Below are 26,052 nucleotides of genomic sequence, written 5' to 3'. Positions count from 1 at the left end.
GTGCCCAGCTTCGGCCCGCCGTGTCGTGGACCCGGACGAGGTCAAAATAGACTGGCGGCGGTGGCCACAAACTCCTACGACAGCTACGACGCGCACGACCGCGACCGCATCGTGGCGGAGTCGTCGAAAACCGCCGGCCTGCCCGGAACCGGCGGCCAGCACCGGACCGACTTTGCCCGCGACCGGGCCAGGGTGCTGCACAGCGCTGCGCTGCGCCGGCTGGCCGACAAGACTCAGGTCGTCGGCCCCCGAGACGGGGACACGCCGCGCACCCGGCTGACGCACTCGCTGGAGGTGGCGCAGATCGGGCGGGGGATGGCGATCGGACTGGGCTGTGATCCTGACCTGGTGGACCTGGCCGGATTGGCCCACGACATCGGCCACCCGCCCTACGGCCACAACGGTGAGCAGGCGCTCAACGAAATCGCCTCGGGCTGCGGAGGTTTCGAAGGAAACGCGCAGAACTTCCGGATCCTGACCAGTTTGGAGCCGAAGGTCCTGGGGCCCGACGGTGCCAGTGCGGGGCTGAATCTGAGCCGGGCGGCACTGGATGCGGTCACCAAATATCCGTGGCGCCGTCGCGCGGCAGACGGCTCGCTCCGGACCAAGTTCGGCTTCTACGACGACGACCGGGCGGCCGCCGACTGGATGCGCCGCGGGGCGCCGGAGGGACGGGTCTGTCTGGAGTCGCAGATCATGGACTGGGCCGACGACGTCGCCTATTCGGTGCATGACGTTGAAGACGGCGTCATCTCGGGCCGGATCGATCTGCGGGTGCTTGCCGATGCGTCGACGGTGGCCGAGCTGACACGTTTGGGCGACCCCAACGGGGTGCACGATCTGGCTGGGGCGGCTCGCCGGCTCACCGAACTGCCGGTGGTGGCCGCGGTCGGTGATTACGACGCGACCCTGTCGGCGTCGGTGGCACTCAAACGGTTGACCAGTGAACTCGTCGGGCGCTTCGCCTCCGCAGCGATCACCGCCACCCACGCTGCCGCCGGCCCCGGGCCGCTGACCCGCTACCAGGCAGACCTCGTTGTGCCCGAACTGGTGCGGGCCGAAGTGGCCGTGCTGAAAACCCTTGCGGTGCAGTTCATCATCTCCTCGGATCAGCACCGCAGGATTCAGGCCGCTCAGCGTGAGCAGGTGCACGAGGTGGCACACCGGTTGCTCGCCACGGCGCCGGGCAGCCTGGACCCGATCTTCGTTCCGGCGTTTACCGCCGCAGCCGACGACGGCGCGCGGTTGCGGGTGGTCGTCGACCAGATAGCGTCGTGCACCGAGGGGCGGCTGGAACGCCTCGTCGCGGGTTGAGCGAACGAACTCAGCTCAGCTTGGCGACCTTGTCCATCATGGCCCGCACGACATCGGTGCTGCTGGTCTGCGGGTCGCCGGAACCACTGGCGTTCTCGGTTCCGGTGAAGGCGATCAAGACTCCGACAATGCAGTTGTCCTGCAACCCGATGGCCCGGGTGTCGGGCGCCTTGGGGCTCTTGTCCAGCACGATCGATGCCGCCAGGACGTCGTCGGTGACCCGCACGTCGGTGATGTGCATTTCGGTGCCGGGAAGGTGCGGCGACCCAGCCGTGTCCGGGTCGGCAGCGTTGACCGGTTGCCCGTCGCAGTGTTTCCACTGCTCGGTGAACTTCTCGAACAGCTGCCGGGCGTCCGCCGCGCTGGGCAGGGCGACCACGGCTTCCTTGACGAACATCACCCGGGTGTCGAGCGGCTTGAAGCCGTCGCGGGCGGGTTCGGAATCGATCCAGGTTTCACGCGCGTAGCTCTGGACCGGCGCCGACGCGTACACGCTGCGCTGCGCGACGTCGAGGACCCCGACGCAGTCACCGGGGGTTGCCGAGTCGTCCATCGCCTCCAGACCGCCGTAGGACGGCGGGCCGGTGACCGTCGTGAAGGGCTGATCCAGCATGGCGGTCAGCTCGGTGCCGCTGAGCAGCACCTGCTTGACGGTCTCGCCGGTGACGCCGGCCGCACTCCGGGACCGGTCGGGCAGCACCAGCCACGTCACCAACCCCACGACCGCCAGTGCGACGACAGCGAGGACGAGCAGCAGGCGAGGTCGCTTGGATTTCGCCGCCGTGGACTGCTCGGACAGACTCATGCGCGCTCCCTGACGTCGACGTTGACCAGGCGAGCTTAAAACATGGCGGCTTGTGACTGGCTGTGCGCTCTAGACTGACCCGGTGCCAGGCCGTATCTCCGATCGCGACATCGCCGCCATCCGCGAACGTGTCCGGATCGAGGACGTGGTCGGTGACTACGTGCAGCTCAGGCGCGCCGGCGCGGACTCGCTGAAGGGGCTGTGCCCGTTCCACAACGAGAAGTCGCCGTCTTTTCACGTCCGGCCCAACCACGGCCTCTTCCACTGCTTCGGCTGTGGGGAAGGCGGCGACGTGTACGCCTTCATACAGAAAATCGAGCACGCCAGCTTCGTCGAGGCGGTGGAGCTGTTGGCCGACCGGGTCGGCCACACCATCACCTACACCGGCGCGTCGGCGACCAACATCCAGCGCGAGCGCGGTGGCCGCAGCCGGTTGATCGCCGCCAATGCGGCGGCCGCCGAGTTCTACACCGCGGCGCTGAGCAGCCCCGAGGCAGCGCCGGCGCGAAAATATCTCACCGAGCGAAACTTCGACGCCGCGGCCGCCGAACGGTTCGGTTGCGGCTTCGCCCCGTCCGGGTGGGACGGCCTGACCAAACATCTGCTGCGTAAAGGCTTCGAGTTCAAGGAACTGGAGGCTGCGGGTCTGTCCCGGGAGGGGCGCCGCGGTCCGATGGACCGATTCCACCGCCGGCTGCTGTGGCCGATCCGTTCGTCGGCGGGGGAGGTGATCGGGTTTGGTGCCCGCCGGCTGTTCGACGACGACCCGATGGAAGCCAAGTACGTCAACACCCCGGAGACCACGCTCTACAAGAAGTCCAACGTGTTGTTCGGCCTCGACCTGGCCAAACGGGACATCGCCCGTGGGCACCAGGCGATCGTCGTCGAGGGCTACACCGACGTGATGGCGATGCATCTGGCCGGGGTCACCACCGCGGTCGCCTCGTGCGGTACCGCCTTCGGCGATGAGCACCTGGCGATGCTGCGCCGACTGATGATGGACGACAAGTTCTTTCGAGGTGAACTGATCTACGTCTTCGACGGCGACGCGGCGGGGCGGGCCGCTGCGGTCAAGGCGCTGGAGGGTGAGCAGCAGCTGGCCGGGCAGTCGTTCGTCGCGGTCGCCGCCGACGGCATGGACCCGTGTGATCTGCGCCTGGCGCACGGTGACGAGGCGCTGCGCGACCTGGTGGCGCGCCGCACCCCGCTGTTCGAGTTCGCGGTTCGTACCGCGCTCTCGGAGATGGACCTGGACACGGCCGAGGGCCGGGTCGCCGCGCTGCGCCGCTGCGTGCCGATGGTCGCCCAGATCAAGGACCCGACGCTGCGCGACGAGTACGCGCGCCAGCTCGCCGGCTGGGTGGGCTGGGACGATGTCGCACAGGTCATCGGCCGGGTGCGTGCGCAGGCCAAGAACGACGCCAAGGGCGACAGCAGGGGCCGGGAACGTCAGGTGCCGCGAGCGGCCGCCAAACCCGCCGAGCAGCCGGCGGTCGCACGACCCAACCCGGCGGATCCGACGTTGTGGCCGCAGCGCGAGGCACTCAAGGCGGCCCTGCAATTCCCGGCGTTGGCCGGGCCGGTCTTCGACACCCTGACGGTGGAGAGTTTCACCCACCCCGGTTATGCCGCGGTGCGCTCCGCGATCGATGCGGCTGGGGGGACCGCAGGGGTGGCCGGCCCCGGCGGTGCGCAGTGGATCGAAACGGTGCGCGAGCAGACGCCCTCGTCACTGACCACCGCGCTGATTCACGAGTTGAGTGTGGAGGCCATTCGCGTCGATGACGACAAGCTGCCGCGTTATATCGGCGGGGTGCTGGCCCGGCTGCAAGAGGTGTGGGTGGGCCGACAGATCGCCGAGGTCAAGTCCAAACTGCAGCGCATGTCACCGGTGGAGCACAGCGACGAATATCATGCGCTGTTCGGCGACCTGGTGGCCATGGAGGCCTACCGGCGCAGTCTGCTGGAGCAGGCCAGCGGCGACGATCTGACCGCCTGATAGCGCTGCCTAGCGCGAGTCGGGGTCCTCCGGCTCCTCCGGCCGCACCACCGTGACGCCGTCCTCGAGCTCGGTCAGCGTCACCATCGTCGGGTCGGGATGGATCCGGTTGGCGATGCTGCGCCGCCCCTTGTCGATCAGCGCTTTGGCGACCGGGCTGCTCGTCACCGCGTGATAGGTGCCGACAATCTGCTCGTAGCGGCGGCGGCCGGCTTTGGTGCCCATCACGTAGCCGACCCCCATCACCACGACATACCCGATCAATGCGGCCCCTTAGAACAGTCGATGCAGTGCTTCCATCCTGCCTCACGCGGTGCCACGGGGGCCGGGTGCGACCCCCGTTGCACCGCGGTGGTTTCGGTATGCGCTAGAGTCTTGCAAGTCCGCGAGGACAGCAATCCCCTGTAGCTCAATTGGCAGAGCATTCGGCTGTTAACCGGAGGGTTGGTGGTTCGAGTCCACCCGGGGGAGCCACGTTTGATACCGGCGGTTCAGCGAGGCTCGACGAAGGAGAGCCGAAGCTGGGACTGCCGCATGACACCGGCGTTAGTCCAGCCGGGGAATCACCGACGGACCCGACTGCGAAGGCGGCTGCTGCGGTGCGAACATACCCGGCACCTGCTGTGACTGCGCCCCCTGTTGCTTGGCGGCACGGGCCTGCGCCAGCGCGTTGACCAGCGGGTTGTTGGCCATCATCTCGCGGCGCTCTTCTTCGCTGAGCTCATAGATGGCCCATGCGCCCCAGGCGGCCGGACGCACATACACGGTGACCTGCTGGCGGCCGCTGTTGAAGACGGCGGGAACCGCCACGGCCCGGTCGGTGGCCGCGAAGGTGGCCAACTCCTCGATGATCCGCTCGATATCGGCGGTTTCGTGCAGCTCATAGGTAGGCGCTTGCACGCCTTTGGTGGGGGTGGCATTCAGGGCGAGGAACCACGCCATGAGAGGTACTCCTTTGTTTCGGTCTGGGGTCCAGACAGCCTATAAGCCGGCTACCCGGCGGACGCACCGGCGGGCGGTACCGACAAGTGTTCCGGATGCAGCATTTCGGCGTACCGCAGTTGTTCGGGGATGCCGAACCCGTCGATCAGAGTCTGCGCGTGCGGCCGCAACTTCCGGCACCGGTCGTTGATGCCACGGGTGACGGCCTTGGCCCGATCGGTGGACAGATACCGGTGCTCGATGTACCAGGCTTTGTCGTCTTCGATGACGCTGAGCGCGTATAGGTCGCACACCAGCTCCAGCAGTTCGCGGGCATCGGGATCCGGGCAGGAGTCGATTCCGGCGACGAACGCCTCCAAGACGACTCGGTCGATGTGAGCGGTGGCCGCATGCAGCATGTGGTCCTGTACCGCGTTGAAGGCGTCGAAGTCGCCCATGTCCTGGGCCTTGGCCCTGAGCCGTCGGGCCACCGAGGTCAGCAGATACTCCTCGCGGTCTTCGAACATGTGCACCTGGGTGCCCCGGTTGAACAGGCTGCCCTCCTCCTCGCTGTCCTGCCTGGCGTCCACGATGGTCTGGATGATCGTCTCGGCCGCAGTGCGTTTCAGCACTCGGTCCCCGACCGCCTCGGCGGCGAACCGCACCCACCCGACCGGGCTCATGTCGGCGATGTCATCGGCGTAGGTGGTCAGCAGCTGCTTGGCCACCAGTTGGGTCAGCACGTGGTTGTCGCCCTCGAAGGTGGTGAACACGTCGATGTCGGCGCGCAGCGCGATCAGCCGATTCTCGGCCATGTATCCGGCGCCGCCGCAGGCCTCGCGTGCCTCCTGGATGGCCCGGGAGGCGTGCCAGGTATTGGCGGCTTTCAGTCCGGCCGCCCGTGCCTCCAGCTCACGCTGTTCCTCGGCGTCGGGCTCGTCGGCGGTCTGCAGATCGTGGCAGCGGCCCACCAGCTCGTTCTGGGCGAACTGCAGCGCGTAGGAGCGGGCAATCAGCGGAAAGAGCCGGCGCTGGTGAACCAGATAGTCCATGATCAGCACCTCGGTTTCGTCTCCATCGTCGCTTGGGGCGCTGAACTGCCTGCGCTGCAACGCATATCGGGTAGCGATGTCCAGCGCGACCCGGGCGGCCGCACCCGCGCTCCCGCCCACCGAGACCCGGCCGCGGATCAGGGTGCCGATCATGGTGAAGAACCGCCGGCCATCGCTCTCGATCGAGGAGCGGTAGCTGCCGTCGGGATCCACATCGGCGTAGCGATTCAGCAGGTTCTCCCGGGGAACCCGGACGTGGTCGAAGACGATGCGCCCGTTGTCCACCCCCGGCAGGCCGCCTTTGTAGTGGCAGTCCGAGGTGGTGACGCCGGGCAGATCGTTGCCCTGCGCGTCGCGGATCGGCACCAGGAAGCAGTGCACGCCGTGGCTTTCGGTTCCGGTGATGAGCTGGGCGAAAACTGCCGCGACGGTAGCGGTTTCGGCCGCGCCGCCGATGTAGTCCTTGCGCGCGGAGCCGGTGGCGGAGTCGATGACGAACTCCTGGGTTCCGGGGTCGTAGGTGGCGGTGGTCTCCAACGACTGCACGTCGCTGCCATGGCCGGTCTCGGTCATCGCAAAGCACCCGAGCAGGTCGAGGTCGATGATCTTCTCGACGTAGGCGCGGTGGTGGCGCTCGGTGCCGAGGTTCTCCACCGCGCCGCCGAACAGCCCCCACTGCACCCCGGCCTTGACCATCAGCGACAGATCCGACATGGCCAACATCTCGATCATGGTGATCGCCGCGCCGACGTCGCCGGTGCCGCCGTGTTCCTTGCGGAAACTGTCCGCCGCCACGCCCGAGCCCGCCATGATCTTGAGCTGTTCGGCGACCTTGGCCCGGGCGATCGCCGTGTTCGGTGTGTAGTGCGGACGAAACTTCTCATCGCAGAGCGTGGCCCGGACCTGGTTTTTCACCGTCCGCCAGCGGCCGTCCAACGTGTCGCGCAGGGCATCGGAAATGGTCACCCCATGCACCGTAGCCATGCGGGGCCAACGGTAAACCGGGTTTAGATTACCGATGTGCGTGGGAAGCTGATCCGGTTGCCGGCGCTGTGCGGTGTGCTGCTCGCCGCCGGCCTGGGGCTTGCGGGTTGTGCACCGTGCGATACCCCCGCGGCGACCGCGGTACTGCAGTATCTCGGTCAAGCTGTTCTGCCGCCGGACACCACGTTTGCCGGCACCGTCGTGGGCGGTCTGTCCGGAATCAGCTACGACCCCGGCCGCGACTGCTACTACGTGATCAGCGACGACCGATCGTCTCAAGGGCCGGCCCGTTTCTACACGGTGCGGCTCTCGGTGTCGGACCGCGGCGTCGACGACGTGGCGATCAGTGCCATGATTCCGCTGCTGGACGCCGACGGGCGCCCCTTTGAGCCCCCGGCCTTCGACGCAACGCCGCCGGTCATCCCACCTGACCCCGAAGGCATCGCGTTCGATGCCGGCCGGCAGCGGTTGTACTGGTCGTCGGAGGGGGAGCGGCGCACCGACGGCCCCCGCGGTCCGGTGCTGGCCGACCCCTGGGTCCGGACCGCCGGGCTCGACGGCAGCTACCTGGGCCGGTTCAGCCTGCCGCCGCAGCTGGCGATGTCGGCGCAGCCCACCGGTCCGCGCCGCAACACCACCCTCGAAGGCCTGACGGTGACCGCAGACGGACGGATGCTGTTCGCCGCGATGGAGGGTCCGGGCTACGACGACGGCCCCCTGCCGGATCGGGCCCACGGCGCGCTGACTCGCATCACCGCCTACCACCTCGATGCCGACGCAGGCCCCGGCGCACCGGTCGCCCAGTACGCCTACCCGCTGGAGCCGGCCGCGGAGACCTCTGGACCGGCCGGAACCAACGGCCTCACCGACCTGCTGGCCCTGTCGGACACCGCGTTCCTGGTGATCGAGCGCGCGTTCAGCGACCGCCCGACGGTACGGCTGTTTCGCGCCGAGATCGCCGGGGCCACCGATGTGCTCGGTATGCCGGCGCTGGCCGGCGCGGCCGTGACTCCGATGACCAAGACGTTGTTGGCCGATCTGTCCACCACGCCCGGCCTGGACCCGCTGGACAACATCGAGGGGCTGACGCTGGGCCCGCGCCTGCCCGACGGCCGCCAGACGGTGGTACTCGTCAGTGACGACAACTTCTCGCCGCGGGAGGTGACCCAGTTCGTCGCGTTCGCGATGCCCGCCGGTTAGCTCGGGCAACGGTCATCGCCGGCGCGACAGTCCCAAGCAGACCGAATACAATCTGGCGCCGCGGAATTGGCGTTTTCGGAATGTCATCAGAGGTGAATGACGATTTCAAGTATAGAAATGAGTCAACTTCGTCATTCGGCTGATACCGTAACCCGGGTGTGGTACGACTGCTGGTCAGCGACGAGGCTGAGATCACGCGTTGGCTGATTCGAGCGACCGGCGCGCGGATGCCACGCGCCAGCAGATCATCCGTGCCGCTGCGCATCAGTTCGCCCAGCGGCCCTTTCACGACGTCGGCCTCGACGACATTCTGTCTGAAGCGGAATTGACCAAGGGCGCGATGTATTTCCATTTTCGTTCTAAGCATGCGCTTGCTTTGGCCGTCATCGACGAACAACTCGCGAAGACCGGCACCGCGATCCGAGCCTTGGTGGACCGCAAGCTTTCCGGCTTGGAGACGCTGCTGGACGTGGGCTACCTCATGGCGGTCGAGGACCTCACCAGTGACAGTGCCCGGGCGATGCTGCATCTGCTTCCGGTGGTCGGCGGTGCCGAGGGGCTGCAGGCCACCGTGCTCAACAATGCGATTCAGGCGTTGAGTGTGGTGACCAAGCGGGCTATCGCCGAAGGCGACGTCCTCGACCGCGATCCACAGGATGTGGCCCGGATGATGGTGGCGCTGTATCTGGGTTTGCGGCAGGCGGGCAATCTCGATGAGCCCGAACAGTTCCTGCGTGAGCTGGAGCGGGTCTGGTCGGTTGTGCTGCCCAGTGTGGTGCCCGCCGATCGCATCGATTATTTCGTTCAGTTCGTTCGGCGGCGTACCGCCTTGGCGGTCAAGACCACGTCGGCGGGGGCGAAGTCCGCGGTGTCCGATGGCGAGGTGGGCTGATGGCGCGCCAGGTCCGGTCCGAGGCGACTCGGCGCAAGCTGCTCGATGCGGCCATCGATGTCTTCGGCGAAGCCGGCTACGTCGCTGCCGGGCGAACCGCGATCATTGAGCGGGCCGGGGTGACCAAGGGCGCGCTGTACCACCACTTCGACTCGATGGACTCGTTGGTGACGGCCATCATCGAAGGTGGTTTCGCCACTGTCTTGACCACTTTCCGGAGCATGTGCCAGCCGTCCTCGCCCGCATTGGAGGGGATGATCCACGGCATGTTCGCGGTCACGGAGGTGTTGTCCGTCGACAAGGAGGCGCGGGCCGCGGGCCACCTGGTCTTCGCGCTGGCGGAATCCAACGAATTGGGGGCTGAGGTCGGCGGCGAATGGGCGGACGCGGTTGCCGCCCAGACCGCGCGTGCGATCGCGGAGGGCGACCTGCGCGAGGACCTCGACGCCCGCCAAGTCGCCGAGTCGATCACCTCGGCGATGCTCGGCACGTGGCTCATGACGCACTACGCGGGTGACAGCATCGGCCGGGTGACCCGGATGTGGGAGACCCTGTTGCCCGCGATCGTGGTGGCCGACTCCCTGCCGTATTTCCGGCAGTTCCTGGCGCGCGACGCGCTGCGCTATCAGAACGGCAGTGACGGCGGGTCAGCCGCCGAACGCTGAAGGCGCTAGCGCTCCTCCAACCAGAGCTGCTCGGTGAGGTCTTGGAACGTGGCGAGCGCAACCCGGTCGTCGGCCCGTTCGAGCGCTGACTTGCTCATCAGGGCACGCACCGTCGAGCCGTCTCGATGTTCCAGGGAAACAACCAGATTGGCCAGGGAGTGCATCACCGACAGGGCGGATTCCTCAGCCGGCGGGACCTGGCCGAAGATCTGCCGAAACTCCAGGGCGAGCACCTCTTCCTGGGTGTAGCCCAGCATGGCGGCGAACCCGCTGTTGGCGAACAAGATAGTGCCGTCGTCGGCGATCGCGAGCACTGGAACGGGGATCCGCTCGAGTGCGACCAGGGCCGGCAGCTGCCGCAGAGTGTCCATCGGTGCCAGAGGGGTTTGCGCGTTCCGCCGTCGCTCCATGGGTCTGATTATGACGGGCGCCGCCGAGGGCGCGGGCGCTGTTCGCCGCTGCCGGGTGGTGACAGCGGCGTGGGCGCCGTCAGCGACATCAACGTGACTTGACACACAGTCTCGTATGGATTGAACATCATCCAAAAGGTATGTACTATCTCCGGTTATGCGAGGGACTGGTTTGTACGGATCGGGCGCGTTGAGGCGCGCGCCCTGGCCGGCGCCGGTGAGTTCCTCCCACAGCTTCGCCCGGGGCACCTTGAGGGGTCCGCATCGCCTATTGCCGCCGCACGCCGAGCCGCGTTGGTGCACCGCACCGACCGCAGCGCTCGCCGGCTGGCAGCCGGGGGTGCGGTTGTGTGCCGCTTTCTACCGGGCGATGTTCTTGTCAGATCACCAGAGCCTGGCTGTCGGCTAGGAAAGGCATCGCCATCCAGCGTGACGCCAGCATCGCTTCGGCGGCGGGACCCGGCACCGGCCGGGAGAACAGGAACCCCTGCGCGCGGTGACAACCGTGCCGCATCAAGGTGAGCGCGGCCGCTGAGGTTTCCACACCCTCGGCCACCACCTGCAGGCCGAATGCCTCGGCAAGCGCGATGATCGCTCGTACGATCGCGAGATCGCCGGGGTTGACGCCCAATTCACGCACGAACACGGTGTCGATCTTCAGGGTGTCGACGGGCAGATCCTTCAGGTGTGACAGGACGGCGTAGCCGGTGCCGAAGTCGTCGATGGCGATCTGCACCCCGGCTTCGCGCAGTTCCGCCAGGGTCCTACGGGTGCTCTCGATGTTCTGCACCACCGCCCGCTCGGTGATCTCCAGGCACAGCGAGCCGGGGCGCAGGCCGAACTCGTTGATGGTTTCCACCACGTTCTGGACAAAACCGCGGGCGGCCAGCTGGACCGGCGAGACGTTGATACGCAGAGTGGCGTTGGTCCGCACGCCGTTGGCCTGCCAACCGCTGAATTCCGCGCACGCGGTGCGCATCACCCACCGGCCCAGATCGTCGGCCAGGTTGGCGGATTCGGCGATGCTGATGAACGAACTCGGCAACAGCAACCCGCGGGTGGGATGCCGCCAGCGGACCAGTGCCTCCACCGCGACGATGGCGCCACTCCACAGATCGACCTCGGGCTGGTAGTACAACAGCAACGACTCGTCGTCGATCTTGCCCTGCATGTGCAGTTCGATGTCCTTGCGGAACAAGCTCTTCAACGACATGTCGTCGGTGGAGCTGACGGTCTGGTTGCCGCCGCCGCGTTTCGCGGCCAGGACGGCCTCGTCGGCGCGGTGCAGCAGGCCGGCGCTGGTGTCCTCCCCGGGCAGCCCCACCGTCACGCCCACGCTGACCGTGCTGTTGACCGTGTGGCCCTGGATCTCCACCCGCTCGCGCAGGGCGCCCTGCAGCCGGTCGGCGAACGTCTCAGCGCTGGCCATCGACATCGGCCAGTCCGGGATGACGACGAACTCGTCCCCGCCGATCCGGGCCGCCATGGTCCGGTTCCCGGCGTACGCACGCAGCCGCCGGGCGAAGTCCTGGATGAACCAGTCGCCGGCGGCGTGACCGAGGTAGTCGTTGATGGGCTTGAGCCGGTCGAGGTCTATGTAGAAGACACCGACCGGTCCGGGACTGCCGGCGGCGAGTCGCTCGGAGAGGTGGGCGACCAGCGCCCGACGATTGTGCAGGCCGGTCAGGTCGTCGTGGTCGGCCAGATAGCGCAGCCGCTCCTCGGCCGCGACGCGGGCCTGCAACTGGGCGAACAGCGAGGCGATCGCCTCGATCGTGTTGAGTTCTTCGGGACGCCACTTGGGTCGGCGGAACTTGACCAGTCCCAGCATGCCGATGGTCACCGGGCCGGAGATCAGCGGCGCGGTGGCCACCGACAGCGATTCGACGGCATGGTCTTTCGCCATCTGGCGCACATAACCGGACTCGTCCGGCTCGGGCCGGATGACCGCCACCCGCTTGCCGTGCGCGCAGGTGGTGAAGACCGGATCGGCGGTGGTGAACGAGACGACGGCCAGCGGGTCGGGGTTCGGCGGGTCGGTGCGCGGCGGCCATTCGGCCACCAGCTTGGAGGCCCTGATCTCGTGATCGTTGTGGCGCAGGAACCCCGCATCGACGTTGAGCTGCTCCACCAGCGTCTGCAGCACGCGTTCACTGACCGCGGCAGCCGTCGACGGCGTGGTGGCCATCAGTTGGGCGGCGATCGAGGTGACCAGCGCCAATCTATCCGCCACGATGTCCTTCCCCCGAAGACCGGCAGCCCAGTGGGCGAGCCGCGGGGGCCGCAGGAGGCCTGGGATCGCTTCGGGCCGATGCCGCTGTCGAGCATATTCGACAAAGCGGTCGGGCTGGGAACATCTCAGCCGAATTGCGGCTGCTAGATCGGTCGGCGACTTGCGGCGCCCGGCCGCGCCGCGCTAGCGGACGGGACGGGTCGGGGCAGCCTCGGCGAGGAATCGGTGGAGCACCTCAACCGCGTCGGCGAGTGTCCGGCGGTCTTCGGGCGACAGACGGTCCAGTTCCGGATCGAGCGCCGCCGCCCGGTCCTGGCGGACCCGGGCCATCGTCTCGACGCCCTTGTCGGTGATCCGGATCAGCACGGCGCGGGCGTCGAGCGGGTCGGGTGTGCGGGTGGTCAGGCCCGCGTCCTCGAGTCGGCGCACCTGGGTCGTCATCGTCGGCTGGGAGCAGTGGTCCACCGCGGCCAGGTCGGAGATCCGGGCCACGTCCAGGTCCTCGATAGTGGACAACAGTCGAGCTTGTGCCCCCGGGATCGGAAGCGCGACTCGCTGGGTGGCGAGCCGATTGAGCCGGGAGACAACACTGAGCAGATCGGCTCCGAGGCTGGCTTGGGTGGGGGCTACCATCGGGCAAGTATTTCACAAGCGTGAACGAAAGTGGACGAGCTCGGTCCACGCCGCGTGGGGGCGCTCCGAGCGACTGGCAGAATCGACGGGTGACGAAGACCGGCCAGGGCGTGAACCGAGTCCGGGCGCGGTCGATGCAGCCCGTCGAGACTGCGCAGGCCGCCGTGATGGCGGCACTGTGCGCGGCGACGGCGATCATCGCGGTCGTGGTGCCCTTCGCCGCCGGTTTGGCGCTGCTCGGCACGGTGCCGATGGGGCTGTTGGCCTACCGCTACCGGATCCGCGTGTTGATCGCCGCCACCGTCGCGGCCGCGACCATCGCGTTTCTGATCGCCGGCATGGGCGGCTTCATGACGGTGGTCAACAGCGCCTACATCGGCGGGCTGACCGGCGTCATCAAACGCCATCGCCGTGGCCTGCCCACCGTGGTCGTGGCCTCTGCGGTGGCCGGCGGCCTCTTCGGCACCGCCATGGTGCTGGCGCTGACCGTGCTGTCACGGCTGCGCCATCTGATCTTCGACGCGATCACCGCCAACGTGCACGGGGTCGCGGCCGCCCTGTCGCGTGTCCCGCTGCCGGAATTCCAGCGGGCCGCCCAGGATCTGAACGGATTTCTCGGTGCGCTGCTGCGCTACTGGCAGTGGCTCATCCTGGCCCAGATGACCGTCAGCGTCATGATCGTCTCGCTGCTCGGCTGGTGGGCGCTGTCGCGGGTACTCGACCGGCTGCGCGGGGTGCCCGACGTGCACAAACTGGACCTACCGGTCGAGACCGGCCCGGTGGCGCCGGTCCCGGTCCGGCTGGATCAGGTGCGGTTCCGTTACCCGCACTCCGACCATGACGCCCTAGGACCGGTAAGCCTGGAAGTACGCGCCGGCGAACACGTCGCGATCACCGGCGCCAACGGATCGGGCAAGACCACCTTGATGCTGTTGCTGGCCGGGCGGGCACCCACCGCGGGCACCGTCGAGCGCCCCGGCGCAGTGGGGCTTGGTGCACCCGGGGGCACCGCGGTGGTCATGCAGCATCCGGAGAGCCAGGTGCTGGGCACCCGGGTCGCCGACGATGTGGTGTGGGGCCTGCCGCCGGGGACCAGCACCGACGTCGAACGGCTCCTCGGCGAGGTCGGCCTGGCGGGTTTCGCCGAGCGCGACACCGGCGGTCTGTCCGGCGGGGAACTGCAGCGGTTGGCGGTGGCGGCGGCGCTGGCCCGCGAGCCCGCGCTGCTGATCGCCGACGAGGTCACCAGCATGGTCGACCCGCAAGGGCGCGAGGCGCTGCTGGGGGTGCTGTCGGAGCTGGCCGGGTGTTCGGATCGGCGTTGCACGTCCTTGGTGCACATCACCCACTACAACGACGAGGCCGGCAGCGCCGACCGGACCATCGACCTGTCCGGGTCCCGCGACAACACCGCCATGGTGGAGACCGCCGCGGCACCCGCCGCGTCCGGCGGAGACGCACCGCGACGCGTCGGCCCGCCGGTGCTCGAGTTATCCGGTGTGGGGCACGAATACGGCAGCGGCACGCCGTGGGCCAAGACCGCGCTGCGTGACATCACCTTCAGCGTCGACGAAGGCGACGGCTTGTTGATCCATGGTGGCAATGGCTCAGGCAAGTCCACCCTGGCGTGGATCATGGCCGGCCTGACGACTCCGACCACCGGCAGCTGCCTGCTCGGGGGCCGGCCCGCCGACCAGCAGGTGGGGGCCGTCGCGCTGTCCTTCCAGGCGGCCCGGTTACAGCTGATGCGCAGCTACGTCGGTTTGGAGGTGGCCTCTGCTGCCGGCTTTTCGCCGCGTGACCACGCCAGGGTCAGCGCCGCACTGGCGGCCGTCGGCCTGGACGGGGCGCTGGCCGGCCGGCGCATCGACCAACTCAGCGGCGGCCAGATGCGTCGCCTGGTGCTGGCCGGCCTGTTGGCCCGGTCTCCGCGAGCGTTGATCCTCGACGAGCCGCTGGCCGGCCTCGACGCCGCCAGCCGGGACGGCTTGCTGCGACTGCTGGAGGACCTGCGGAGGGAGAGCGGTCTGACGGTGGTGGTCATCTCGCACGACTTCGCCGGCCTCGGCGAGTTGTGCCCGCGGACCCTGCACTTACACAACGGTGTACTGGTGCCGGCGCCGGCAGGTGCGGCGTGACGGGCCAGGCGCGCAGCACCCCCCGGCCGGTGGTGCTGCTGCGGCCGGTTCCCGGCGACTCCGCCATGCACCGACTGTGGGCCGGCACGAAGCTGATCGTGGTCTTCGGCATCTCGGTGCTGCTGACCTTCTATCCCGGCTGGGTGACGATCGGCGCGGTGGCACTGCTGGTGCTCAGCGCGGCCAGGATCGCCCGCATCCCTCGGGGCGCGCTGCCCTCGGTGCCGCGCTGGCTGTGGGTGTTGCTGTTGGTCGGCGGCGGCACCGCGGCCATGTCCGGCGGCGACCCGGCCGGCCTGGGTGGGCTGCTGTACTTCCTGCGGATCACCGCGCTGTCGATCGTGCTGCTGGGGCTGGGCGCGATGGTGTCGTGGACCACCAATGTCGCGGAGATCGCTCCCGCGGTGGCCACGCTGGGGCGTCCGCTGCGGCTGCTTCGAATTCCCGTCGACGAGTGGGCGGTGACGCTGGCGCTGGCACTGCGCGCCTTCCCGATGCTGGTCGATGAGTTCCGGGTGCTCTATGCCGCGCGGCGGCTGCGGCCTCGGTCCCGGCCGCGCACCCGTCGGCAACGTCGGCGCCGCTGGGCGCGCGAGGCGATCGATCTGATCACGGCCGCCATCACCGTGACGCTTCGCCGGGCTGACGAGATGGGGGACGCGATCACCGCTCGTGGTGGCATCGGCCAGATCTCCGCGTCGCCGGCGCGGCCGGGGTTGTCCGACCTGATTGCCCTGGTGCTGGTGGTCGTGATCTGCGGCGCGGCGGTGGCTGTCGAACTGTCGGCGCTCTAACCTCGCGAGATCCCGCTCACGCAGGTCGCCACTCGCACGTTGTCTGCGTGAACCCGATTTCGCGGCCGGGTGAAGTGCGGGTGGCCCACCTAGCACGCATCCTCGCGGGTATGCAGCGTGTCTTCATCGGAAGCGAGGCCCTCGCGACCGGCGCTGTTACCCGCCATGGTCTCGCCCGATGGTTTCGCAGACTCCACCCCGATGTCTACTTTTCGAAGTTCGAGCAGGCGACCTTGCACGACAGGATTACCGGCGCGTGGCTCTGGTCTGGACGAAGCGGTGTGATCGCCGGTGTCGCCGCGTCCGCCCTACACGGCGCGGAGTGGGTGGACGCAGACATCCCGGTTGAGCTGCTGTCGCGAAAGAGCCCAGCGCCACACGGGATCATCGTTCGCAATGAAAGGGTCGCTGACGACGAGGCCACCTGCATCCGCGGCTTGACCGTCACCACACCCGCGCGCACCGCGTTCGATATCGCCCGGCACCTGTCCCGCGGACAGGCATTGGCGCGCCTCGATGCCCTGGCGCGGGCGACGCCATTCTGCGCGGACGATGTGCTGGGCTTGGCTAAGCGCTATCCGGGCGCCAGGGGCTTGAAACAGCTCCGGAAGCTCATACCGCTGGTGGACCGGGGAGCAGACTCGCTGAAGGAATCCTGGCTCCGGCTCCTTCTCATCGACGCCGGGTTTCCCACTCCGAAGACGCAGATTCCGGTGTACGTCGGTGGGCGTCTATTCGCGGTGCTGGACATGGGCTGGGAGGAGTTCAAGGTCTCCGCCGAGTACGACGGCGAGGTGCACCGCACCGTCCGCAGCTCGTATGTCAAGGACCATTACCGAGAACGCACGCTGCCTCAACTCGGCTGGCTGAACAACAGGGTGATCAAGGAGGACACCGTGGTCGGTGTCATCGATCGGGTGGCTCATGCTCTGTGGTCGCGAGGGTGGCAGGGGCAGCCCGTCTACCCCGCGAGATCCCGCTCACGCAGGTAGCCACTCGCACGTTGTCTGCGTGAACCCGATTTCGCGGAGGGTCAGCGGGAGGCTGCTGCGTTGGCGGCGTCCTGCGCTCTGCGCAGCGCGGTGGCGACGTCGATACGGCCGAGGAACATTTCGTCGAAATAGGGCTTGATTGCCTGGTTTCCGGCCGGGAATCCCACACCGCCGCCCGGCGCTGGGATGCGGGGACCGTTGAGCACCGCGAAGAACGGCGTGACGTCGATCCCGCGGTGCGCCCAGTAGTCGAAGTAGACCCGTTGGGCACTGAGCACGGCCGGGATCGCCGCCCCCTGACGCCCCAGGTATTCGTTGCCCTGATAGCTGCCGAGCCAGGCCAAGACCTCCCGCACTGCTGTCGGGTGCTTCGAAGCGGCGTTGCCCACTGCGGCGATGCCGTTGGTGACGCTGACTCGCCCGGCCGGGCCGGCCGGCAGCATCGCCACCCCCCAGGAGAACCCGGCCTGCCCTGCGATGGCCGCCAGGTTGTAGGTGCCGGACTGGAACAGTGCCATCTTCCCGGCCAGGAATTGATTACGGGAGAAGTCGCCGTTGGTGTTGGTCTCCGATGCCGGTGGCGCCACGTGGTCGCCGTTGATCAGCTGCACCAGGTAGCCGAAGGCGGCGACTGCGGCCGGGTTGTCGAAGGCGAACTCGTCGTCGCGCTGGAACACCCCGCCGGCCGAGCCGATGTAGTTGAGGTAGATGCCCTGCGGGTCGTTGGCGGCGTTGTAGCCCCACTGCCGGATGCGGCGCTCGTCGAAACCCGGTGTGCCCGCGCTGCGCCCGGCGCTGTCACGGGTGAGCTTCGCCAGCAGCGGCCGCAGGCTGTCGCTCACACCGTGGGGATCCCAGCGCAGCCTCGCCAACTGAGCGGGATCGACTCCCGCGGCGGCCAGCAGATCGGCGTTGTAGTACACCGCGATCCCGCCGTCGGTCAGTTGCGGCACCCCCCACAGTGTCCCGCCACGGGTGAACTGGGTGACCACCGACGGTTCCCAATCCGCGCCCGCCGCATCGATCTTCATCAGCCGTCCGCTGTCGGCGTACCCGGCCAGGTAGGCGTCGGAGAGCCAGAAGATGTCGTCGGCGCCGCCACCGGCGACATCGGTGCGCAGCGTGTCGAAGTAGGTCCGGTAGGAGACGACGTTGACGCGCACTTCGATCTCGGGGTGGGCGCGTTGGAACGCCGCGAACGACTGTCGGTAGGCGGTTGCCACCTGTTCGTCCCACAGTCGTACCGTCACCACCGTCGCGCCGGCGGCCGATCGGGTCGAGGCGCCGTCGAGCAGCACCGCCGCCGCGCCGAACAGCGCGGCCAGGGCCACTGCCGCCACCGCGAATACGGTGGAGAACCGCGGCCGGCTCACTTGATCCCCGTGACGACGATCGACTGCACGACGCGGCGCTGGAACACCATGAACAGCGCGATCAGCGGAATCATCGCCACCGTGGTCGCCGCCATCACCAGCGTCCATTGCGCGTTGTAACGGGATTGCAGGGCGGCGGTCGCCACCGTGAGCACCCGCCACTTGTCGCCGCTGGTGATCACCAGCGGCCACATGAAGTTGTTCCATTGCGAGACCACGGTGATCAACCCCAGCGTGACCAGGATCGGCCGACTCGCCGGCAGCATCACGTGCACGATCACGTCCAGGGTATTCGCTCCGTCGAGACGCGCGGCGTTGATCAGGTCATTCGGGACGGCTCGAAAATGCTGACGCAGCAGGAAGATCGCGTACGGAGACCCGAACACGAACGGCAACACCAACGCCCAGAACGTGTTCCGCAGACCCAGCTGCGCCATCATCAGATACAACGGCACCACCGTCACGGTGGCCGGCACCATCAGGGTCGCCACATACACCCAGAACAACGTGTCGCGGCCCGGGAACTCCAGCCGCGCGAACGCATAGGCGGCCAGCACCGAAAAACTCAGCTGTCCCAACACGATCACCGCCGTCATCAGCGTGGTGACCGCCGCCGCCCGGCTGAATCCGGCACCGCCGAGGTCGCCATAGTTGTCCAGCGTCGGCGGATGCGGCCACGCCAGGGGAGTGCCGGTGGCGAATTGGCGAGCCGGGGTGAACGACGTCAGCAGCCCGAGCCCGAACGGCGCCAGGGTGACCAGCGCGCCGAGCGTCAACAGCGCGTAGATCGCTGAGGCGCGAACCCGCTTGGGCGGACTGACTAAGTTGCTGATCGACATGACGTGGGCTCTCACCGGGGCTGTTGGTAGGCGTAGGCGGCGGCCTGAGTGCGGTTGTGCACGCCCAGTTTGGCCAGGACGGCGCACACGTGCGCGTTGGCGGTTTTGGTGCTGATATAGAGGGCGGTGGCGATTTCGGCATCGCTGCGCCCGGTGGCAAGGAGTTCGAGGACGTCCCGTTGGCGCTTGGTGAGGCCGTTCGGGTCAGCGCTGGTGCCTTTGCGGCGGCGGTCGGGATCGCGACCGCGCAGCTGGGCGAGGCGTTGCTGAGCGCGGCGGGCCGCGGGGCGGGCGCCGAGCCGGCGGAAGACGCCCAGCGCGGCCTCGACGGCGTCGATGTCGCCGCCGAGTTGAGCGATGGCGACATCGTAGGGACAGCCACGGAGGGCCCACTCCTGCGCGGCCGCGCACCAATCCCCGTTGATTTCACGTTCATAGGGAGTGTCAGCGATGACGTCTGTACCCGATCGGCCTCCGGCCAGATGAGCCCAGCGCCGCAGGGACCCCCCCAGCCACGCGTGCGCCGTGCCGGACACCGTGAGGATTTCGGCCGCGGCGTGGCGGGCCGCCTCGTCGTCGCCGGCCAGCCAGGCGGCTTCGGCACGCGCGGCGCACACCGGCAGGCGCAGCAGGCTGCCCGTCGCACACTCGAGGGCCTCATCGAGTAGGGGCCAGACGGGTTCCTCGCCGCGGCGTGCCCGGATCAAGGCGACGGTGATCAACGGCGTGATCCGGTGCTGGGGGGTGAGTCCAGGCCGGGTCAGGATCTGCTCGGCCGCCAGCGCGGCAGCCATCCAGTCGCCGCGAGCCAAGCCGGTAAGTGCCTGCAGCCCCGCCACCAGGGTCTGGAACATACCAAGGTCGCAGTGGTCGAGGAAGGCCGCCGCTTCGGCGAGATAACGCTCCGCGCGACCGAATTCGCCGCGAACGACAGCGAACATGCCGATGAGGATGCCGAATATTCCGCCGTGTTCCTCGAGCCCGGGGGTTGTGGCCGCCTCTCGCCATACCGCCTCGAATTCGTCCCAGCCGGTGTCGGTACAGAACACGGTGGTGAGTGCGGTGTATCCACGGGCACGGATCACCACGGCGGGGTCCCGGAATTGATCCCCGAGGGCTTTCGCGCGGGCCGCATACCGGGCACAGGCGGGGTCCAACGCAAGCGCGGCGATGTGAGCCATGTTGATCAGGGACCACGCCAACTGCGGGGACGGGCCGAGGTTTTCGAGCAGCAGTAATGACGCGTGCGCCGACCGCATGGCTTCCTCAGGGCGTCCCAGTGGCTGCAGGAGGCGCGACAGCCAGCGCAGATCCTCGGCCTCCTGATACGGATCCTCCAACTCGTGGCGCAGCGCGATCGCCTCTCGTAACGACGACACCGCAGAGTCGGCCTGGCCGCTCAGGTAGCTGCTGAAGGCGTGCCGTTCGAGCCAGATCACCCGTTGCTCGCCGGGGATGGTGTCGGCGTGGCGCAGCACCAGCGCATACAGGTCGGTGGCTTGCCGATTGGCGCCGAACTTCGCAGCGCGCTCGGCGGCCGCTGGGCCATAGCTGATGACGGCGTCGGTGTCGCCGGCCTGTTCGGCGTGAAATGTCAGCGCCGCCAATGTGTCCGGATCGATCGGCGGCTCGGCCAGCGTGGTCATTGCCCGCTTGTGCAGCACTCGGCGCTGATAGGCGGGGATCTGCTCGACGGTGGCGCGGCGGGCCAGTTCGTGGCGGAACCCCACCGTGTCGGCGTTGGCGACCAGCACCCCGGCGTCTAGGCATTCGCTCAATGTGCTCGTCGCGCCCGGCGATATCGCCTCGAGCAGGGCGGGGTGCGCCCGCGGCCCGCAGATCGCGGCCGCCTGCGCGGTTTCGCGCGCAGCCGCCGACAGTCTTGCGAGCCTGCCCCGAACCGCCTCGGAAACGCTGCACGGCAGGCCGCCGTCGTTCAGCGCATCGGCCCCGGCGGCCAACACCTCCGTGACGAAAAACGAGTTCCCGCCGGTAAGCCGGTACAACGCTTGGGCGTTGATGCCACTGCCGGCGGCCAACGCGGCCACCGCCGCGGCGCTGAGCGGGTCCAGCGCGATCCGAGTCACGGTCGCCCAAGTCGCCACATCACCTAACAGCACTGCCAGCGGGTGGGTTGGGCCGATCTGGTCGTCGCGGTAGGACACCACCAGCAGCATCGGCAGCATGTCGATCCGCCGGGCCAGATAACGCAGCAGATCCAGGGTGGCGCCGTCGGCCCAGTGCAGGTCCTCGATCACGCAGACCGAGGGGTTGCCGTCGCCGACGACGCCGGCCAACCGGGCGTAGACCGCCTCGGTGTCACCGGCGTCGATGGCCGCCCGTATCGAGGTCGCCTGATCCGCGGGAAGGTCGGCGAGCATGTCGATGAACGGACCCAACGGCCGCGGGGTGGCCAATCCGTCGCACCAGCCCCGCAGGGCCCGCGTGCCTGGATCGAGGCCGGCGAGAAATCGGGCGATCACCGTGGTCTTGCCCACCCCGGCCTCCCCGCGCAGCAACACCAGCTGCCCACGCCCTCGGCCGGCGGCTCGACGGCAACGATCAAGGGTCGCCAGTGCCGAATCGCGTTCGAGCAGACGGCCTGCCACGGCCACCTCCTCTCCCGCCTCGGCGTCGGGGACCGCGCATCCCGGAGCAAATATGGGGTAATTACCTGATGCGCCGGAGCCGGCCTGCCCAGCACACTCCAAGTGAGCGTGGCGGGCGGCCTGCCACGGGCAGCAGCACACCGCCATCGGATCAGGATGCGGAATGAAGCCTAGCCCGCCAGCCCCCGCCCGCGCCCGCCAAAGAGCACGAAACCAGGCACGTGACCACCAATAACAAAGGAGTACGGGTGAAGCGTTCAGTAACGGTTGCCGCAGCGGCGGCAGCAATCGCGATCGTAGGTCTGTCCGGGTGCTCCAGCGGCCCGAAGACGGAGCACTCGTCGGTGAACGTCGGAGGCGCTGCCGCAAACGCGAAAGTCACCATCGACGGCAAAGACCAGAACGTCAGCGGCTCGACCGTGTGTACGACGATGGCCGGCACCGTCAACATCGCGATCGGCGGAGCGGCCACGGGTATCGCCGCGGTGCTCACCGACGCCAACCCGCCAGAGGTGAAGTCGGTTGGGCTGGGCAACGTCAACGGTGTGACGCTGGCATACACCGCGGGCACCGGTCAGGGCAGCGCCAAGGCGACCAAGAACGGCAAGGAATACAAGATCAGCGGCACCGCGACCGGGATCGACACGGCCAACCCGATGCAGCCGGTGAACAAGCCCTTCGAAATCGACGTGACTTGTTCTTAGTCCGGTTCGTCGTGTTGTAACCCGTTGCGCCGGTCGGGGCGTGTTCAATGATGGACACCAACCGTCCAGCTAGGGGCACCAATGTCAACGCCGGCGCTCGGCATGTCACGGCAGATGCTGCGGCGTCGTCCGGTGAACGGTGCACCGATCGCCACCGGGGGCACGAATCACCTGCGACGCAGGCTCGGTGGCTTTCGGCTCACCATGTTCGGCGTCGGCTCGACGGTCGGCACAGGGATCTTCTTTGTCTTCCCGGTGGCGGTACCGCAAGCCGGCCCGGCAGTGGTCGTTTCGTTCATCATCGCCGGGGCCGCAGCGGGTCTGGCCGCGATCTGCTACGCGGAGTTGGCTTCGGCGGTGCCAATTTCGGGGTCGGCATACTCATACTGCTATGCCACCCTCGGTGAGTTCATGGCCGTGGTTGTCGGGGCATGCCTGCTGCTCGAATACGGGGTGTCTACCGCCGCGGTGTCAGTTGGGTGGAGTCAGTACCTGAACAAACTGTCGCTCAATGTCTTCGGATTCTCGGTACCGCAGGCTATTTCATCGGGACCATGGGATTCCGAAGGTGGTTTCGTCAACCTGCCGGCTATCGTCTTGGTGACAATTTGTGCGGCTATGTTGATCGGCGGCACCAGTGAATCGGCCAAAGTCAATGCCGTCATGGTGGTGATCAAACTCGGCGTGCTGCTGATGTTCGCGGCGATCGCGTCAACGGCGTTCAGAGCGAACCACTTCACTGACTTCGCCCCTTTTGGATTCTCGGGAATCAGCTGGGCGGCGGGCACGATCTTCTTCTCCTACGTAGGTCTTGACGCGGTCTCCACCGCCGGTGAGGAGGCCAAAGACCCGCAGCACACGATCCCGCGGGCAATCATCGCGGCACTGCTGATCGTGACCGGTGTCTATGTGATTGTCGCGGTGGCCGCGATGGGCAGCCAGCCGTGGCAGGACTTCGAGGGGCAAAGCGCGGGCCTGGCCGTGATTGTGGACCACATCACCGGAAACCGCTTAGGCGGCACCGTGTTGGCCGCGGGCGCGGTGATCTCGATCTTCTCGGTCACTTTGGTCACGATGTACTGCCAGACCCGCATCCTTTTCGCGATGGGTCGCGACGGTCTAATGCCGGCGACGTTCGCCAAGGTCAACCCGCGCACTCGGACACCCGCAACCAACACCATGATCGTCGCGGTCGTGGCGGCAATCCTCGCCGGCCTGGTGCCGCTTGCGCGTCTGGCCGAAACGGTCTCCATCGGAGCCTTGACCGCGTTTATTGTCGTGTCCGTGGCGGTGGTTGTGCTACGGGTCCGGGAACCGGATCTGCCCCGCGGATTCAAGGTGCCCGGTTATCCGATCACACCGATCTTGTCAGTGGTGGTTTGCGGATGGATCATGTGCAGCCTGCACCGGTACACCTGGATGGTGTTCGCCGGCTGGGTAGCGGTCGCGTTGATCTTCTACCTGGTGTGGGGTCGCCGTCACAGCGCGCTCAACGGTGGTTAGTACGCAAGCACAGCAACGACGTGGGCTCACGTGAGGTCGTAGCTGACCCGCCGGCCCAACGAAAGCTGTTGAACGACCGTCACTGAAACCAGTACGGCGAACAGCACCAGCGCCATCACCGCGGCCCGGCCGATCGCCGCCATCCCGAACGCCTCGTCATAAATGCGGTGCGCGATCAGGTCGGTGCGGCCGCCCGGTCCGCCCCCAGTCAGCGCGTACACGGTGTCGAACACCTGCGCCGCGCTGACCACCCCGGTGACCAGCACAAAGAACATGGTGGGGCGCAGCATCGGCAGGGTGACCCGCCAGAACCGCTGCCAGCCGTTCGCCCCGTCGATGCGTGCCGCTGAGAGCACCTGGGTGGGGATGGCCAGGATGCCGGCCAGGAAGAACAGGGCGACGTAGCCGACGTTGGTCCACACCACCACCGCCGAGGTCACCGGCAGCGCCAGCCCCGGATCGGTCAGCCATTCGATGCGGTGCCCGAGCACGGTGCTGACCGCGCCGTCGGTGGGGCTCAGAATCCAGCGCCACAGCACCGCGATCGCCAACGGCGCGCAGATCCACGGCAGCACGTAGACGGTGCGGAAGACGCCGCTGCCGGGCAGCTCGCGGGCCAGCAAGACCGCCACCCCCAGACCCAGCACGGTTTGCAGCGGGACGACGATCGCGACGAAAAGCACGGTCACCACGAGGGAATTGCCGAACACCGGATCGGTCAGCACCGATCGCCAGTTATCCGCGCCGACATAGCTGATCGGCCCCAAGAGATCCCAGCGGTGCAGGCTCAGCCACACCACCACCAGCATCGGCAGCAGCAGGAACGCCACCACGCCGAACAGGCTGGGGGCGAGCAGCGCGTAAGCCAGCGCCGTGGAGCGGGGGGCCCGGCTCATCGTTGTATTAAAGCGCTTGTGCCGACTCAAAAGCGGGTCTTCATCCGTTCGAGCACCCCGGGCACGTCGGCGACGGAGAACGACTCGCCGGCCAGGGATGTCACGGTGCCCCGATAGGTGCCGGCGAGCTGCCAGTAGTCGATCGCGGCCGCGAGAAGGTTGAGTTTGACCGCTTTGCGCCCCGCCGGGGTGAATGTCACGTCGAGCCGGCCGTCACGGTCGCGGACGCGCACGGTCGACAGCGGATCATCGGAGGCGAAGTCGAACCGGACTCCCGCGAGCGGCTGGACACCGCCGGGAACCCAGTTCGACGACTCGTCGTCCTCGTCGCTGAACTCCGGCCGGTCGACGAAGTTGGAGCCCACCACACCGCCGGCCATTCGGACCGCAAAGGTGCCCCACGTCCAGGATGTCGAGTACGGGAACTGCGAACGATGCTCATCGAGGATGGCGAAATCGCGGGCGGAGTCGAACACGTAGGTTCGGTCACCCACCGTGAGCTTCCCGTCGGCGGGAAGCGGCTGCTTGAACGTGTAGTAGTCGATCGCCGACGTGAGCTTGGCGCTGAGGCTGAGCGGCGGCGCGGCGCCCGCCATATACAGCGTCAGCGCGCCGGTGATCGCGGGCCCGTGTCTGTCTGCCGCGCAGTCGATCCGCACCGTGAGTGTGTCGGCGTCGGCATCGAAGTGGTATTCGAGCAGGTAGCGGCGCGTCTTGACGCGGCAGGGGCCACCGTGCAGCAGGTCGTCGGGCAGGCCCAGGCTGCCGCCCCGGAACCGGGCGCTTTTCTCCACCAGGACACCCGTGGCCTGGTCGCGGACGAACAACTCCGACGACGCCAGGTACTTCACGTCCTGCATGATCATGGCGCCCGACATCTCGGGGTGGATCAAGGCGAAACCGACCCACTCCTTGAGCCGGAACTCGCGCCAGAGGCGCGACAAGCCTCGGTGCGCGTCGACCGGGTTGGTGTCTCGGACCCGCTCCTCGAACCGGCCATAGCGCCGAACACCGTCTTCAACCAGTCGCTGTGGCGCTGTCACGCCGTGATCTTTATTGACACCTATGCCGCGGTCAACCCTCGGCACGTCGTTAC

22 protein-coding genes and 1 tRNA gene are annotated in these 26,052 nt (G+C 67.7%); 11 read left to right on the top strand and 12 right to left on the bottom strand.

Annotated elements, in window-relative coordinates:
- The first annotated feature begins 60 nt into the window (after positions 1-60).
- A complete protein-coding gene (locus ABW16_RS12770) occupies positions 61-1,314 on the top strand; it encodes a deoxyguanosinetriphosphate triphosphohydrolase (RefSeq protein WP_047319534.1) in 1,254 nt (417 codons plus the stop codon).
- Between the two features lie 10 nt (positions 1,315-1,324).
- On the opposite strand, the gene ABW16_RS12765 is transcribed toward ABW16_RS12770, so the two are convergent.
- Positions 1,325-2,119: a sensor domain-containing protein gene (locus ABW16_RS12765; protein WP_047319533.1), complete on the bottom strand. Its 795-nt coding sequence runs from the start codon at positions 2,117-2,119 to the stop codon at positions 1,325-1,327.
- Between the two features lie 82 nt (positions 2,120-2,201).
- Here ABW16_RS12765 and dnaG point away from each other — a divergent pair, with 82 nt between their 5' ends.
- Positions 2,202-4,118, top strand: a complete 1,917-nt coding sequence (gene dnaG, locus ABW16_RS12760) for a DNA primase (protein WP_047319532.1) — start codon at positions 2,202-2,204, stop codon at positions 4,116-4,118.
- Between the two features lie 9 nt (positions 4,119-4,127).
- Here the strand turns inward: dnaG and ABW16_RS12755 are convergent, their stop codons facing one another.
- Positions 4,128-4,382, bottom strand: a complete 255-nt coding sequence (locus ABW16_RS12755) for a hypothetical protein (RefSeq protein ID WP_047319531.1) — start codon at positions 4,380-4,382, stop codon at positions 4,128-4,130.
- Between the two features lie 134 nt (positions 4,383-4,516).
- On the opposite strand from ABW16_RS12755, the gene ABW16_RS12750 reads away from it, so the two are divergent.
- A tRNA-Asn gene (locus ABW16_RS12750) sits at positions 4,517-4,592 on the top strand.
- Positions 4,593-4,664: 72 nt separating this feature from the next.
- Here ABW16_RS12750 and ABW16_RS12745 read toward each other — a convergent pair.
- Both ABW16_RS12745 and ABW16_RS12740 read right to left on the bottom strand, forming a co-directional pair.
- Entirely contained in the window at positions 4,665-5,060 is a 396-nt protein-coding gene (locus ABW16_RS12745) for a hypothetical protein (protein ID WP_047319530.1), read from the bottom strand.
- A gap of 50 nt (positions 5,061-5,110) precedes the next feature.
- A complete protein-coding gene (locus tag ABW16_RS12740) occupies positions 5,111-7,057 on the bottom strand; it encodes an acyl-CoA dehydrogenase family protein (RefSeq protein WP_412178204.1) in 1,947 nt (648 codons plus the stop codon).
- Positions 7,058-7,111: 54 nt separating this feature from the next.
- Between ABW16_RS12740 and ABW16_RS12735 the strand changes: the two genes are divergently transcribed.
- The 3 genes from ABW16_RS12735 to ABW16_RS12725 all read left to right on the top strand — a co-directional run bounded on the left by ABW16_RS12735 (position 7,112) and on the right by ABW16_RS12725 (position 9,832).
- On the top strand, positions 7,112-8,275 hold the full coding sequence (locus ABW16_RS12735) for an esterase-like activity of phytase family protein (protein WP_052956885.1): 1,164 nt from the start codon (positions 7,112-7,114) through the stop codon (positions 8,273-8,275).
- A gap of 199 nt (positions 8,276-8,474) precedes the next feature.
- Complete coding sequence (locus tag ABW16_RS12730) at positions 8,475-9,167, top strand: TetR/AcrR family transcriptional regulator (protein WP_047319528.1); 693 nt, start codon at positions 8,475-8,477, stop codon at positions 9,165-9,167.
- The gene (locus ABW16_RS12725) at positions 9,167-9,832 is read left to right on the top strand and encodes a TetR/AcrR family transcriptional regulator (protein WP_047319527.1); all 666 of its coding nucleotides are present in this window, start codon (positions 9,167-9,169) and stop codon (positions 9,830-9,832) included. The genes ABW16_RS12730 and ABW16_RS12725 overlap by 1 nt, the downstream gene beginning before the upstream one ends.
- A gap of 5 nt (positions 9,833-9,837) precedes the next feature.
- On the opposite strand, the gene ABW16_RS12720 is transcribed toward ABW16_RS12725, so the two are convergent.
- The 3 genes from ABW16_RS12720 to ABW16_RS12710 form a co-directional block, all read right to left on the bottom strand.
- Complete coding sequence (locus tag ABW16_RS12720; protein ID WP_024440654.1) at positions 9,838-10,203, bottom strand: PAS domain-containing protein; 366 nt, start codon at positions 10,201-10,203, stop codon at positions 9,838-9,840.
- Between the two features lie 418 nt (positions 10,204-10,621).
- The gene (locus ABW16_RS12715) at positions 10,622-12,430 is read right to left on the bottom strand and encodes a putative bifunctional diguanylate cyclase/phosphodiesterase (protein ID WP_047319592.1); all 1,809 of its coding nucleotides are present in this window, start codon (positions 12,428-12,430) and stop codon (positions 10,622-10,624) included.
- A gap of 228 nt (positions 12,431-12,658) precedes the next feature.
- A complete protein-coding gene (locus ABW16_RS12710) occupies positions 12,659-13,108 on the bottom strand; it encodes a MarR family winged helix-turn-helix transcriptional regulator (protein WP_047319526.1) in 450 nt (149 codons plus the stop codon).
- Positions 13,109-13,242: 134 nt separating this feature from the next.
- On the opposite strand from ABW16_RS12710, the gene ABW16_RS12705 reads away from it, so the two are divergent.
- The 3 genes from ABW16_RS12705 (at position 13,243) to ABW16_RS12695 (ending at position 17,032) form a co-directional block, all read left to right on the top strand.
- Entirely contained in the window at positions 13,243-15,246 is a 2,004-nt protein-coding gene (locus tag ABW16_RS12705) for an ATP-binding cassette domain-containing protein (protein ID WP_047319591.1), read from the top strand.
- A 65-nt stretch (positions 15,247-15,311) separates the two neighbouring features.
- The gene (locus tag ABW16_RS12700; RefSeq protein ID WP_082134096.1) at positions 15,312-16,040 is read left to right on the top strand and encodes a CbiQ family ECF transporter T component; all 729 of its coding nucleotides are present in this window, start codon (positions 15,312-15,314) and stop codon (positions 16,038-16,040) included.
- A gap of 110 nt (positions 16,041-16,150) precedes the next feature.
- Complete coding sequence (locus tag ABW16_RS12695) at positions 16,151-17,032, top strand: hypothetical protein (protein ID WP_047319590.1); 882 nt, start codon at positions 16,151-16,153, stop codon at positions 17,030-17,032.
- A gap of 41 nt (positions 17,033-17,073) precedes the next feature.
- Here ABW16_RS12695 and ABW16_RS12690 read toward each other — a convergent pair whose 3' ends face one another.
- From ABW16_RS12690 to ABW16_RS12680, 3 genes are read right to left on the bottom strand one after another with little or no spacing between them, the layout of a single operon-like run.
- Positions 17,074-18,405: an ABC transporter substrate-binding protein gene (locus ABW16_RS12690; RefSeq protein WP_047319524.1), complete on the bottom strand. Its 1,332-nt coding sequence runs from the start codon at positions 18,403-18,405 to the stop codon at positions 17,074-17,076.
- Positions 18,402-19,244, bottom strand: coding sequence for a carbohydrate ABC transporter permease (locus ABW16_RS12685; protein WP_047319523.1), 843 nt, complete (start codon positions 19,242-19,244; stop codon positions 18,402-18,404). The genes ABW16_RS12690 and ABW16_RS12685 overlap by 4 nt, the downstream gene beginning before the upstream one ends.
- Positions 19,245-19,255: 11 nt before the next feature.
- Positions 19,256-21,853 carry an ATP-binding protein gene (locus tag ABW16_RS12680; protein ID WP_052956892.1) on the bottom strand — a complete coding sequence of 866 codons (2,598 nt, stop codon included), beginning with the start codon at positions 21,851-21,853 and terminating at the stop codon, positions 19,256-19,258.
- 248 nt (positions 21,854-22,101) lie between these two features.
- On the opposite strand from ABW16_RS12680, the gene ABW16_RS12675 reads away from it, so the two are divergent.
- Both ABW16_RS12675 and ABW16_RS12670 read left to right on the top strand, forming a co-directional pair.
- Entirely contained in the window at positions 22,102-22,557 is a 456-nt protein-coding gene (locus ABW16_RS12675) for a lipoprotein LpqH (RefSeq protein WP_047319522.1), read from the top strand.
- A gap of 81 nt (positions 22,558-22,638) precedes the next feature.
- Positions 22,639-24,060 (top strand): amino acid permease, encoded by a 1,422-nt coding sequence (locus tag ABW16_RS12670; RefSeq protein ID WP_047319521.1) that lies wholly within the window; start codon positions 22,639-22,641, stop codon positions 24,058-24,060.
- Positions 24,061-24,086: 26 nt separating this feature from the next.
- Here the strand turns inward: ABW16_RS12670 and ABW16_RS12665 are convergent, their stop codons facing one another.
- Both ABW16_RS12665 and ABW16_RS12660 read right to left on the bottom strand, forming a co-directional pair.
- A complete protein-coding gene (locus tag ABW16_RS12665) occupies positions 24,087-24,956 on the bottom strand; it encodes a carbohydrate ABC transporter permease (RefSeq protein WP_047319520.1) in 870 nt (289 codons plus the stop codon).
- Between the two features lie 26 nt (positions 24,957-24,982).
- Positions 24,983-25,999, bottom strand: coding sequence for a DUF2804 family protein (locus ABW16_RS12660; RefSeq protein ID WP_052956884.1), 1,017 nt, complete (start codon positions 25,997-25,999; stop codon positions 24,983-24,985).
- Positions 26,000-26,052: the final 53 nt, after the last annotated feature.

It is taken from the genome of Mycolicibacter heraklionensis (assembly GCF_001021505.1).
Lineage (GTDB): Bacteria > Actinomycetota > Actinomycetes > Mycobacteriales > Mycobacteriaceae > Mycobacterium > Mycobacterium heraklionense.
This window is presented reverse-complemented; position numbering and strand designations above follow the sequence as displayed.